We start from the raw sequence: 13200 nt of genomic DNA, 5'->3' as shown, positions 1-13200 counted from the left end.
TTTCTCCTCTATGCACCGCCTGTCGCGCAGTGTCGCCGCGCCGAGGAGTGACGTGGGTCACTCGCGGGACGTCGTCGGCGGTTCGGGCGGTCATGCCCACTTTTGTCGATCACGGTGCGGTAACGAAGCGAAAGATCCAGACCTTCTGCTTGACCGCCGTCAAAAGGTCCGTTAGTTTCTCCCACATGGTCAACGCAGACCCTCAGCCCACCCGGCCGCTCCTGCAGATGCGGAGCATCGTCAAGCAGTTTCCCGGCGCCCGAGCACTCGACGGCGTCGATCTCGACATCCTCCCCGGAGAGGTCCACTGCCTCCTCGGTCAGAACGGTGCCGGCAAGTCCACCCTCATCAAGGTGCTCGCCGGCGCGCACCAGCCCGACGAGGGACAGATCCTCATCGACGGCGAGGTCGTCACCATCCCGCACCCCGTGGCCGCGCTCAAGCTCGGGGTCGCCACGATGTACCAGGAGCTCGACGTCGTCGACGGCCTGACCGTCGCCGAGAACATCTACCTCGGGCACGAGCTGTCGACCGCGGGCTTCTCCAACCGGCGGACCGCGGCCAAGAACACGCGCGAGCTCATGAAGCGCCTCGGGCACCCCGAGATCTCGCCCCACCGTGAGGTGGGCGAGCTGTCCGCCGCGGGCAAGCAGATCGTGTCCATGGCCCGCGCCCTCTCGCACGACGCACGCGTCATCGTCATGGACGAGCCGTCCGCGGTGCTCGACAGCGAAGAGGTCGAGAACCTCTTCCGCGTCGTGCGCCAGCTCACCGGCAGCGGGGTCGCGATCGTCTACATCTCGCACCGCCTCGAGGAGATCCGCGCGATCGGCGACCGGATCACGGTCCTCAAGGACGGGCGCACGGTCGCGCAGAACCTCGCGGTCTCCCAGACGCCGACCGCCGAGCTGATCAAGCTCATGACGGGTCGCGCGGTCGACAACGTCTTCCCCGAGCGCGCGCCGGTCGCCGAGGAGGCGGACGTCCTGCTCGCGGTCGACTCGCTCGGGCTCGAGGGGAAGTTCGCGGACGTCTCCTTCGAGGTGCGCGCCGGTGAGGTCCTCGGCTTCGCCGGGCTCGTCGGCTCCGGCCGGTCCGAGATCCTCGAGACCGTCTACGGTGCGCGTCGCGCGACCCAGGGGACCGTCGCGGTCGCGGGCAAGAAGCTCCGTGGGGGCTCGGTCGCCGCCGCGGTCGACGCGGGCATCGGCCTGTGCCCCGAGGAGCGCAAGAGTCAGGGCCTGCTGCTCGACGAACCGGTCTACCGCAACATCACGCTCTCGACGTTCGGTCGCTTCGCGACGGCGGGCTTCCTCGACGAGCGGGCGGAGCGAGCCGTGGCGCAGGAGCAGGCGGTCTCGCTCGACCTGCGCCCCGCCGGGGTCGACCGGAACGCCCGGACGCTGTCCGGCGGCAACCAGCAGAAGGCGCTCCTGGCGCGCTGGCTCGTGCACGGGTGCCGGGTCCTCCTGCTCGACGAGCCCACCCGGGGCGTCGACGTCGGGGCGCGCGCAGAGATCTACGCACTGATCCGCGACCTCGCGGCGTCCGGTGCGGCCGTGCTCGTCGTCTCGAGCGAGATCGACGAGGTGCTCGGTCTCTCCGACCGTGTCCTCGTGATCTCGGAGGGACGTGTCGTGCACGAAGGCCCAGCAGATTCGATCGACGAGCACGGTGTGCTCGACCTCGTCATGGAAGGAAGTGCCGCATGAGCGAGCAGGAGGTGGCTCGCGCCGCCGTCGTGGACGGACCGGGGCACGCCCCGAGCTCCGAGGTGCCCGACGGCAGACGGTCGCGTCGCAATTTGTTCAGTGGATCGGTAGGGCGGAACATCGGTCTCGTCGTGGCGCTCGTCGCGCTGTGCGTCGTCGGGTACGTGACCGCGGGGGAGAACTTCGCGAACGTCAACAACGTGCTGACGATCCTGCGCCTGGCCGCCGTCCTGGGAGTCCTGAGCGTCGGGATGACCTTCGTCATCACGGGTGGCGGGATCGACCTGTCCGTCGGTTCCGTCATGGGGCTGGCCACGGTCTGGGCGAGCACGCTCGCGACCCAGACCATGGCTGCCGACACCCACTGGATCGTCATGGTCGGCGTGGCGCTCGCCGTCGGGACCGTGTGCGGCCTGATCAACGGCGTCCTCGTCGCGTACGGGAAGGTCGTCGCCTTCATGGCGACCCTCGCCATGATGGTGGGCGCCCGCGGCCTCGCCGAGATGATCTCCAACCGGCAGACGCAGCGCGTCACCGAGGTCGACGCGTTCCTCGAGTTCTTCCGTGCCGACCTGCTCGGTGTCCCCGTGCTCGTGTGGATGTTCGCCGTCGTGGCCGTCGCGGGCTGGTTCCTCCTCAACCGCACGACCTTCGGCCGCCGCACGGTCGCCGTCGGCGGCAACCCCGAGGCGGCCCGGCTCGCCGGGATCAAGGTCAAGCGCCACACGATGTACCTCTACGGACTGGTCGGTCTCACGACCGGTATCGCGGCCGTCATGATGCTCGCCCGCACCACGGCCGGATCCTCGACGAACGGCCTGTTCTACGAGCTCGACGTCATCGCGGCGGTCGTCGTCGGCGGGACGCTCCTCGCGGGCGGTCGCGGCACGATCGTCGGCACCGTGCTCGGTGTCCTCATCTTCACCACGCTGACCAACGTCTTCACGCAGAACAACATGTCGACCTCGGCGCAGGCCGTCGCGAAGGGCGTGATCATCGTGGTCGCCGTGCTCCTCCAGCAGCGCTTCGCCTCGCGCGCCAGGTCGACCTGACCCCGCCGTCGGCGCCGCACCGCGCACCCGCACCGCACCACACCACACCGCACCACGGCCCCCCGGGGCCGGAACCCAGCACGTCCAGCACGTCCCCACCAGCACCAGCAGGACCAGAATCAAGGGAGATCCTCATGTCCGCTCGTACCCGCACCACGTCGCGTCGCCGTCTGACCCTCGCGACCGTGGCCCTCACCTCGGTCGCGCTGTTCGCCTCGGCCTGCACGTCCAACACCCCCGAGGCAGAGGAGACCGGCGCCGCCGCCGCCCCCGTCGCGTCGTCCGACAACGACGCGTCGGGCGACGAGGTCGTCATCGGGTTCTCGGCCCCCGCCGCCGACCACGGCTGGATGGGTGCCATCACCAAGGCCGCCCAGGCCGAGGCCGCGAAGTACGACGACGTCACGCTCCGGGTCGCCGAGGGCACCAACGACGTCAACCTCCAGATCAGCCAGATCGAGACCTTCATCAACGACGGCGTCGACGCGATCGTCCTCCTGCCGTTCGACGGGGCCGCGCTGACCGAGGTCGCGACCGACGCCATGGAGGCCGGGATCACGGTCATCAACGTCGACCGCGAGTTCTCGAGCCCGTTCGCCGCGCGCGCCACCGTCCTCGGCGACAACTACGGCATGGGCGTGAGCGCAGGCACGTACATCTGCGAGCAGCTCGCCGACACCCCGGACGCCGTCGTCGCCGAGATCGCGGGCATCGACTCGCTGCCCCTCACGCAGGACCGCAGCCAGGGCTTCGCCGACGCCCTCGAGGGCTGCGGGCTCGACGTGAGCAACCGCGTCGCGGCCGACTTCACCGTTCAGGGCGGCGAGCAGGCAGCGTCCAACCTCCTGCAGGCCGCGCCCAAGATCGACGCGATCTGGAACCACGACGACGACCAGGGCATCGGCGTGCTCTCGGCGATCGACGCGGCCGGCCGTGACGAGTTCTTCATGGTCGGCGGCGCCGGCTCGAAGGACGTCATGGAGGACATCAAGGCGGGCGACACGGTCCTGCAGGCCACGGTCGTCTACCCGTCCACGCAGGCCGCCGACGGCATCAAGCTCGCCCGCCTCGCGGTCCAGGGCAAGTCGATGAGCGACCTCGCCTCGATGGGGGTCCCGCGCCAGGTCCAGCTCTACGCACCGGTCGTGACCAAGGACAACGTCGACGAGTACCTGCCGTCGGCCTTCCAGTCCTGAGCGCGTCCCACCTCCGACGTCGCCGGCGGGGCGCAGCGCCCCGGCGGGTGCCCCGCCGCGACGTCCACCACGAAAGGAAGTGCCTGAGATGGCGCAAGACGGTCACCCGACCTTCGGGATCGGCATGGTCGGGTACTCGTTCATGGGGGCTGCCCACTCGCAGGGCTGGCGCACCGCACCGCGGTTCTTCGACCTGCCGCTCGCGCCGCAGATGCGCGTGCTGGCCGGCCGCAACGCCGCAGCCGTCACCACGGCTGCGCACAAGCTCGGCTGGGACGACGTCGAGACGGACTGGCGCAGGCTCGTGGCGCGCGACGACGTCGACCTGGTCGACATCTGCACCCCGGGCGACACGCACGCCGAGATCGCGATCGCCGCGCTCGAGGCGGGCAAGCACGTGCTGTGCGAGAAGCCGCTGGCCAACACGGTCGCCGAGGCCGAGCTCATGGTCGCCGCGGCCGAGGCCGCGGCCGAGCGCGGCGTGCTCTCCACGGTGGGCTTCACGTACCGCCGGGTCCCCGCGGTCCAGCTCGCACGCCGGCTCGTCGTCGACGGCCGGATCGGCACGATCCGCCACGTGCGGGCCCAGTACCTCCAGGACTGGATCGCCGACGAGGACGTGCCGCTCTCGTGGCGCCTCGACAAGAGCAAGGCCGGCTCGGGTGCGTTGGGCGACATCGGGGCCCACATCATCGACCTCGCACAGTTCGTCACGGGCGAGTCGATCACCGGGGTCTCGGGGATCCTCGAGACGTTCGTCGACGAGCGTCCGGTCGCGACCGGCTTCTCGGGCCTGTCCGGCACCGCCGGCACGGAGAAGGGACCCGTCACGGTCGACGACGCCGCGGTCTTCCTCGCGCGGCTGTCGGGCGGCGGGCTGGGGGTCTTCGAGGCCACGCGCTTCGCCTACGGTCGCAAGAACGCGATCCGCCTCGAGATCAACGGGTCGCGCGGCTCCGTCGCGTTCGACTTCGAGGACATGAACGTCCTGCACTTCTTCGACGCGTCCGACGACCCGCAGGTCGCAGGGTTCCGGCGCATCGTCGTGACCGAGCCGCAGCACGCGTACATCGCGAGCTGGTGGCCCGCCGGTCACGGGCTCGGGTACGAGCACGCGTTCACGCACCAGGTCGTCGACCTCGTGCGCGACGTCGCGGCCGGCACCCAGCCCACCCCGTCCTTCGCCGACGGCCTGGCCGTCCAGCGAATCCTCCAAGCCGTCGAGCGCAGCGCTGCGTCCGACAGCGACTGGCAGCAGATCTGAGAGGAGGTCCGACGTCCCGCCCGACCGGCGGGAGAGCCACGTGGAACGTGGTGCGAGATGCCGGCGGAGCAGGTCCGTCACCGGCGACGACGGGTCATGGCCGATGCCGTCGTCGCCCCGGAGCGCAGCACCCTTGTCCCATCATCACAAGGAGTCCTTGGTGAGAAACGTGCTCTGGAGAGCACCGCGCGCAACGATGCGCACGGTCGCGGCCGTCGCCGCTACCGCGGTGGCCCTCCCACTGTCCATGGCGACCGGGGCGGCGGCTTTCGCCGCGGTACCGGCCGCAGCCCTCAGCTCCGCCGCTCCCGCCGCGTCCGTCGCGGCAGACCCGGAAGCCGCCGCGGCGCCCTTCGACGCCCTGATCTTCTCCAAGACCGCAGGGTTCCGGCACGACGCGATCCCGGCCGGGATCACGGCGATCGAGAAGCTCGGCACCGAGAACGGCTTCACGGTCGACGTCACGGAGGACGCGGCCGACTTCAACGACGCGAACCTCGCGCAGTACGAGGTCGTGATCTGGCTCTCGACGACGGGCGACGTGCTCAACGACGAGCAGCAGGCCTCGTTCGAGCGGTACATCGCGAACGGCGGCGGCTACGCCGGCGTGCACGCGGCGTCCGACACCGAGTACGACTGGCCCTGGTACGGCGGCCTCGTGGGGGCCTACTTCTCCGGCCACCCGCAGAACCAGGACGCCACGATCAAGGTCGAGGACGGGGTCCACCCCTCGACCGCGCACCTGCCGTCCCGGTGGGACCGGTACGACGAGTGGTACAACTTCCGCACGAGCCCGCGCGACAAGGTGCACGTGCTCGCGAGCCTCGACGAGACGTCCTACGACGCGGGTGGCGCCAAGATGGGCTCCGACCACCCGATCGCCTGGTGCCAGAGCTACGAGGGCGGGCGTTCCTGGTACACCGGCGGCGGCCACACGCAGGCGAGCTACACCGAGCCGGGTTTCGTCGAGCACCTGCTGGGCGGCATCCAGACCGCCGCGGGCGTCGTCGACTCGGACTGCAACGCGACGCAGAGCGCGAGCTTCGAGCGCGTCGCGCTCGACGAGGACACGAGCAACCCGATGATGCTCGACGTCGCGCCCGACGGCACGGTGTTCTACGCCGAGCGTGACGGTCGCGTCCGCCGCATCGACCACGACGCCAACGTCACGTCGACGGCGCTCACGCTGAGCGTGACGCAGGCCAACGAGGACGGGCTGCTGGGCTTGGTGCTCGACCCGGACTTCGCGGCGAACGGCTGGCTCTACGCCTACTGGTCGCCTGCGGACGTCGGGTCGGACGGCCCGCACAACCGGATCTCGCGCTTCACGTACGACACGGCGTCGAGGACGTTCGACCCCGCGAGCGAGAAGAAGCTCCTGACCGTGACGACGCAGCGCGACACCTGCTGCCACGCGGGCGGTGACATGATCTTCGACGAGGACGGGAACCTGATCCTCGCGACGGGGGACAACACCAACCCGTTCGAGTCGGGCGGCTTCACGCCGACCGACGAGCGTCCCGGCCGCAAGAACTTCGACGCGCAGGGCTCGTCGGCGAACTCGAACGACCTGCGCGGCAAGGTGCTGCGCATCACGCCGCAGGACGACGGCACGTACACGGTCCCCGAGGGCAACATGTTCGCCCCGGGCACGGACAGGACGCGGCCCGAGATCTACGCCATGGGCTTCCGCAACCCGTTCCGGATCGGGATCGACAACGCGTCCGGGAACGTCCTGGTCGCCGACTACGGCCCGGACTCGGGCTCGGCCGACCCGGCCCGCGGCCCTCGTGGTGCGGTCGAGTGGAACGTCGTGAGCGAGCCGGGCTTCTACGGCTGGCCGTACTGCACGGGCGCCAACACGTCGTACGTCGACTACAACTTCGCGACCGGACAGTCCGGTGCGTCGTTCGACTGCGCAGCGGGCACGACCAACGACTCGCCCAACAACACGGGGATCCAGGACCTCCCGGCCGCCACGGCCGCCGAGATCTGGTACACCGGTGCGGCGAACCCGCAGTTCCCCGAGATCGGTGGCGGTGGTGCGCCCATGGGCGGCCCCGTGTACGAGTTCGACCCTGAGCTCGACTCCGACGTGAAGTGGCCCGCGTACTGGGACGGCAAGGCGCTGTTCGGCGAGTGGAACCACGGCACGATGTTCTCGCTCCAGCTCGACGGCGACAAGCGTGACCAGATCGTCGACATCAACCGGGTGCTGCCGGGCGTGCTCGACCCGTCCAACGGGTTCGACCGTCCGATGGACTTCGACTTCGGTCCCGACGGTGCGCTGTACGTGATCGACTGGGGCTCGGGCTTCGGCGGCAACAACGACTCGAGCGCGGTCTACAAGGTCAACTACGTCCAGGGCGACCCGTCGCCCATCGCGAACGCCCAGGCGGACGTGACGAGCGGGGCCGCGCCCCTGACGGTCCAGTTCTCCTCGGAGGGCACCCGACACCCGGCGGGCGAGCCCATCTCGCTCCAGTGGACGTTCGGCGACGGCTCCGCGCCCTCGACCGAGGCGAACCCGGTGCACACCTACACCGAGAACGGCTCCTACACGGCGCAGCTCACGGTGAGCGACCCCGACGGCAAGCTCGCGGTCGCGAACGTCACGGTCGTCGTCGGCAACCAGGCGCCCGTGGTGACGATCGAGTTCCCGGACAACGGCGGGTTCTTCGAGTGGGGCGACCAGGTCCGCTACCGGATCACGGTCGACGACCCCGACGGCGAGGTGGACTGCTCCACGGTGGCGCTGCGCACCTCGCTCGGCCACGACTCGCACGCTCACCCCATGGAGGAGCTGTACGGCTGCGAGGGCGTGCTCCAGACCGCTCGCGACGAGGGTCACGGCATCGAGTCGAACATCTTCTGGGTCATCGAGGGCTCGTACACCGACGACGGCGGCGACGCCGGCGTGCCCCTCACGGGCAACGCGCTCCAGGTGCTCCAGCCCAAGCGCGTCCAGTCGGAGTTCTACACCTCGACGGGTCGTGAGACCTCGATCGGCACCGGCGGCACCGCCGGCGTCCAGAAGGAGACCACCTCGGACTCCGCGGGCGGCGGTCAGAACCTGGGCTACATCGAGCCCGGTGACTGGTGGGCGCACGAGCCCGTGAGCCTGGCCAACGTCGAGGCGATCAGCCTGCGCGTGGCCTCGCCCAACGCGAACGGCGTGGTCTCGCTGCGCTGGGACGCGGCGGACGGCCCGGAGATCGGCCGGATCACCGTGCCGAACACGGGGGACTGGCAGGTCTACCGCGACGTGTCGACGCAGCTGACGAACGTGCCGGAAGGCAGCGGGACGCTCTACTTCGTCCTGCTCTCGGGCGGCATCAACGTCAACTGGATGGACATCGAGGGCCGTGGCGTGACGGACAACGTCCGTCCCGACGTCGAGCTCGACGTGCCCACGCTCGTCGGTCCGGCCCCGCTGACGGTCACCGCGACCGCGACGGGCACCGATCCCGACGGCGAGGCGTCCGACCTGGTGTACGCCTGGGACGACGGACTGGGCGGCGGGTTCGTCGACGGCGGTCCCGAGTTCTCGCACACGTACACGGCTGCCGGCACCTACCGGCTCCAGGTCCGCGTGACCGACGCCGGTGGCGCCTACACGGTCAAGTACGTGAACATCAAGGTCAACGAGGCCGCTCCGGTCATGTGCTTCTCGGGTCGCTCGGACGACTTCACGGGCACCGCGGTGGACGAGGACCGCTGGTCCACGATCATCCGTCGGGACCAGAACCTCGCGGTCGCGGACGGTCACCTGGTGATCCCCGCGAGCAAGGCCGACTTCTACGGTCAGGGCGAGGGACCCGTGTCCAACATCGTCCTGCAGGACCTGCCCTCGGGTCCGTGGACGGCGACCACCAAGGTCACCTTCCCGGCGCGGGCGCAGTACCAGCAGGCCGGTCTGCTCCTGTGGGGCGACGGGGACAACTACGCCAAGATGGTCATCCAGGGCCGCTCGACCACGCCCAACGCGGACGAGCGCATCTTCCAGTTCATCCGTGAGGAGGACGGCGCACCGAACGAGGTGGCCGCGTCCAACACGGCGAACCTGGGGGCCTCCTTCCCCGACACGTTCTACGTGCGCTACACGAGCGACGGGTCGAACCTGCGGGCGTACTACTCGGCCGACGGCCTGGAGTTCACGGCCATGTCCGAGACCAAGTCGCTGCACGGGCTCGTGAACCCGAAGATCGGGCTCGTCGCGTTCGCGAACGACGGATCCGTCCCGGACGTGGTCGACGCGAAGTTCGACTGGTTCCACGTCACGCCGGACGATACGGCCACCGCGGCCGGGCCGGACGACGAGTTCGAGGGGACGTCGCTCGACGGCTGCCGCTGGAGCTCCGTGGTCCGTCCTGACGCGTCGGGCCTCCGGGTGGCCGGTGGCAAGCTCGAGATCGACACCACGCCCACGGACATCTACGGCACGGGCAACACCGACGTGCCGAACATCGTCCTGCAGGACCAGCCGGCCGGTGACTGGACCGTCGAGACCAAGGTGGACGGCTCGACGTTCGACCAGCAGTACCAGCAGGGTGGTCTGATCCTCTACGGCGACGACGACAACTACGTCAAGCTGGACTTCATCACGAAGAACCAGCCGGGCGCGGCGGTCGACCGTGGGCTCGAGATGCGCAGCGAGGCCGGCGCGGCCGTCCTCAACCCGCAGCCCAACGTCAACAACCTGTCGCAGGGCGTCTGGTGGCTGCGTCTGGCCAAGGTGGGCACGACCTTCACGGGCTCGTACAGCGCCGACGGCGTGACCTGGACCGAGATCACCCAGCAGGTGACCAACCCGGGGCTGGCAGACGCGAAGATCGGTCTGTACGCCCTGGGAGCGGGCCAGCAGGCCTCCGCGACCGCGACCTTCGAGCACTTCAAGGTCGTGGGCCCGGCTGCCGAGCCGCTCACGGTGAGCGGGTCGCTCGACCCGGCCTCGCCGTCGGGCGCGAACGGCTGGTGGACCGGTCCGGTGACCGTCACCGTCGCCACCACGGGCGGTGCGGCGGGCCAGCAGGTCTACCGCGAGTACCAGCTCGACGGCGGCGCGTGGGCCGAGTACACGGCCCCCGTGGTCGTGTCGGCACCGGGCGAGCACACGCTCAAGGTGCGGGCCTCGGCCGGTACCGAGAACGTGACGGGTGACGACGTGGCGGTCAAGATCGACGCCGACGGACCGAGCGTGGCGGCGACGCTGCGCGAGGACCGCACGGTCGAGGTCGTCGCCACGGACGCCGTGTCGGGCGTCGCGGCGGTCGAGTACTCGCTCGACGGGACGACCTGGGCCGCGTACGACGCCCCGGTCGCCGTCGGTGACGAGGCCGTGACGTTCGCGTACCGGGCGGCCGACGTGGCCGGGAACGTCACGACGCAGTCGGTCGACGTGCCCGCGGGCGAGACCGTCCCCGTGACGGTCTCGGCAGCCCCCAAGTGTGTCGCGAACCGCGTGACGCTCTCGGTCACGGCCGTGAACTCGGGCGACGCCCCGGTCACGATCGTGGTCCGTTCGGCCTACGGCACCAAGACCTTCACGGGCGTCGCGGCGGGCAAGTCCGCCCACCAGTCGTTCGCGACCCGTGCGGCGTCGATCGACGCCGGGCAGGTCACGGTCACCGCGACGGACGCCGAGGGGAGGACCACCACCTACACGGTCGACCACGCCGCGGCGAGCTGCGGCTGACCGGCCCCGGTGAGGTCGTGGCGGTGACGCCGCGACCTCACCGGCAACGACCGGTGTGCCGTGGAGCGTCGACCGCCGTGTGCTGACGAGGGCCCTTCGGCCGGGACCTCGCCAGCACGGTCGAAGGCCGCGCACATCCGGGTGCTCCCGGGACGACGACGCGAGTCGGCGCCCCGGGAGCACCGGCCCCCGGCACCGGAACCCCGGTGCTCCGGCCGGTGCCGGGAGCCACCCCCTCCGAGACCGGAGGGGACGCCTGCGGGACGTCCCGCAGGCGAGCACCACTGGTCGCACCGCCGCGCGAGGCGCGGTCGTGCACCGCACGTCCAGCAGTACCGTTCGGTCCACCGGGCCGCACAGCCCGATGCACGACCCCTTCCTTCACGACGAGGTGATGAGCGACATGACTCAGCAGGTGAACCGGCACACCGGTCCCGACCGGGCGCGCACCCCGCGCCCTCGCGCCCGTTCCGGCCCCCTGACCGGCGCCCTCGGGCGCGTGCGCGCGACCGTGGCCGCAGGCGTGGCCCTGCTGCTCGGGACGCTGCTCGCGACCGTGCTCGGCGCGGGCCCTGCGAGCGCGCACGGCGGCGACGTCATCCTGTCGATCGGCGGTGACGGTGCGGGCGGCATCTCGGTCAACGTGACCTACAAGAACGACGGGCACCCGGTCGAGGAGATCGTCGACGTCATGGTCACGGCGGTGTCCGACGCGGGGACGGAGATCGGCCCGCTCCAGCTCTCGTCGGCCTCGGAGGGCGTCGGCTGGTACACGTCCGCCCCGGACGTCCTGACCGACGGTCACTGGACCGTGACGGCGACGACGACCACCCCGGTCGCGACGACCGCGACCTCGCAGATCGACGTGGTCCCGCCGCCCGCCGCGCCTGCTCCGGCCTCTGCGGAGGGCGACGCGGAGGCCGGTGCCGAGGGCGAGGGCGCCTCGGCAGCGGCGGCGAGCGACGAGGGCTCGGGCGTCCCGACGACGGCGCTCGTCGTGGGGGGCGCGGTCCTGCTCCTCGCGGCGGGGGCCGTGCTCGTGCTGCGTCGTCGCGCGGGCGCTACGAAGAGCCCGTAGGGACTCTCATCGGGACCACCCGACCGCAGGACGACCACAGGACGACCACCGAGACTTCCCGGACCACGGGCGTCGGAACGAAGGAGACATCGACATGGCACGACCCATCACCCTGTTCACCGGCCAGTGGGCCGACCTGCCCTTCGAGGAGGTCGTGCGCCTCGCGTCGGGCTGGGGCTACGACGGCCTGGAGATCGCCTGCTGGGGCGATCATCTGGACCCGTGGCGCTGGGACGACGAGGAGTACGTCGCGGGCAAGCTCGCGCTGCTCGAGGCGCACGGCCTGAAGGTCTACGCGATCTCGAACCACCTCAAGGGGCAGGCGGTGTGCGACGACCCGATCGACCAGCGGCACCGTGACATCCTGTCGGACCGCGTGTGGGGCGACGGCGACCCCGAGGGCGTGCGGCAGCGCGCGGCCGAGGAGATGAAGAACACGGCTCGTCTCGCGGCGAAGCTGGGCGTCACGACGGTCGTCGGCTTCACGGGCTCGTCGATCTGGAAGTACGTCGCGATGTTCCCGCCGGCGTCGCAGGACATGATCGACGCGGGCTACCAGGACTTCGCGGACCGCTGGAACCCGATCCTCGACGTGTTCGACGAGGTCGGCGTGAAGTTCGCGCACGAGGTGCACCCGAGCGAGATCGCGTACGACTACTGGACCACGGTCCGCACGCTCGAGGCGATCGGTCACCGCAAGGCGTTCGGCCTCAACTGGGACCCGAGCCACATGGTGTGGCAGGACCTGGACCCGGTGGGCTTCCTGTGGGACTTCCAGGACCGGATCTACCACGTGGACTGCAAGGACACGAAGAAGCGCATGCACAACGGCCGCAACGGGCGGCTGGGGTCGCACCTGGCGTGGGCCGACCCCCGTCGCGGCTGGGACTTCATCTCGACGGGGCACGGCGACGTGCCCTGGGAGGACGCGTTCCGGATGCTCAACAGCATCGGCTACGACGGGCCGATCTCGGTCGAGTGGGAGGACGCGGGCATGGATCGTCTCGTGGGTGCGCCCGAGGCGCTCGCCTTCGTCAAGCAGTACGCGTTCGAGGCGCCCGAGGCCGCGTTCGACGCGGCGTTCTCGACCAAGGAGTAGCCGGGAGCAGTCACCGAGCGCACCGCAAGGGCGTCCTCTCACCCGGGAGGGCGCCCTTCGGCGTGTGCGGCGCGGCGTGGATCTGCCGCGGACGGTAGGCCTCG

At 70.5% G+C, this 13200-nt stretch carries 7 protein-coding genes; all 7 read left to right on the top strand.

Annotated elements, in window-relative coordinates; genetic code table 11:
• The first annotated feature begins 185 nt into the window (after positions 1-185).
• The 7 genes from IE95_RS0101715 (at position 186) to IE95_RS0101685 (ending at position 13096) form a co-directional block, all read left to right on the top strand.
• The gene (locus IE95_RS0101715) at positions 186-1712 is read left to right on the top strand and encodes a sugar ABC transporter ATP-binding protein (protein ID WP_051702588.1); all 1527 of its coding nucleotides are present in this window, start codon (positions 186-188) and stop codon (positions 1710-1712) included.
• Positions 1709-2764, top strand: coding sequence for an ABC transporter permease (locus tag IE95_RS0101710; RefSeq protein ID WP_030149896.1), 1056 nt, complete (start codon positions 1709-1711; stop codon positions 2762-2764). Before IE95_RS0101715 ends, IE95_RS0101710 begins: the two co-directional genes overlap by 4 nt.
• A 134-nt stretch (positions 2765-2898) precedes the next feature.
• Positions 2899-3960 carry a substrate-binding domain-containing protein gene (locus IE95_RS0101705; protein WP_030149895.1) on the top strand — a complete coding sequence of 354 codons (1062 nt, stop codon included), beginning with the start codon at positions 2899-2901 and terminating at the stop codon, positions 3958-3960.
• 88 nt (positions 3961-4048) lie between these two features.
• A complete protein-coding gene (locus IE95_RS0101700) occupies positions 4049-5224 on the top strand; it encodes a Gfo/Idh/MocA family protein (RefSeq protein ID WP_030149894.1) in 1176 nt (391 codons plus the stop codon).
• 160 nt (positions 5225-5384) lie between these two features.
• Positions 5385-10919, top strand: a complete 5535-nt coding sequence (locus IE95_RS0101695) for a ThuA domain-containing protein (RefSeq protein ID WP_240666291.1) — start codon at positions 5385-5387, stop codon at positions 10917-10919.
• A gap of 394 nt (positions 10920-11313) precedes the next feature.
• Positions 11314-11997: a hypothetical protein gene (locus IE95_RS0101690; protein WP_129429420.1), complete on the top strand. Its 684-nt coding sequence runs from the start codon at positions 11314-11316 to the stop codon at positions 11995-11997.
• Positions 11998-12091: 94 nt separating this feature from the next.
• Complete coding sequence (locus IE95_RS0101685) at positions 12092-13096, top strand: sugar phosphate isomerase/epimerase family protein (protein WP_030149891.1); 1005 nt, start codon at positions 12092-12094, stop codon at positions 13094-13096.
• Positions 13097-13200 lie beyond the last annotated feature (104 nt).

The sequence above is a fragment of the Oerskovia turbata genome (assembly GCF_000718325.1).
GTDB lineage: Bacteria > Actinomycetota > Actinomycetes > Actinomycetales > Cellulomonadaceae > Oerskovia > Oerskovia turbata.
This window is presented reverse-complemented; position numbering and strand designations above follow the sequence as displayed.

Bases quoted from the DNA above. Each gene is read 5' to 3' on its own strand.
- IE95_RS0101685 (WP_030149891.1), top strand. From the start codon at position 12,092: ATGGCACGACCCATCACCCTGTTCACCGGCCAGTGGGCCGACCTGCCC.
- IE95_RS0101710 (WP_030149896.1), top strand. From the start codon at position 1,709: ATGAGCGAGCAGGAGGTGGCTCGCGCCGCCGTCGTGGACGGACCGGGG.
- IE95_RS0101700 (WP_030149894.1), top strand. From the start codon at position 4,049: ATGGCGCAAGACGGTCACCCGACCTTCGGGATCGGCATGGTCGGGTAC.
- IE95_RS0101705 (WP_030149895.1), top strand. From the start codon at position 2,899: ATGTCCGCTCGTACCCGCACCACGTCGCGTCGCCGTCTGACCCTCGCG.
- IE95_RS0101715 (WP_051702588.1), top strand. From the start codon at position 186: ATGGTCAACGCAGACCCTCAGCCCACCCGGCCGCTCCTGCAGATGCGG.
- IE95_RS0101690 (WP_129429420.1), top strand. From the start codon at position 11,314: ATGAGCGACATGACTCAGCAGGTGAACCGGCACACCGGTCCCGACCGG.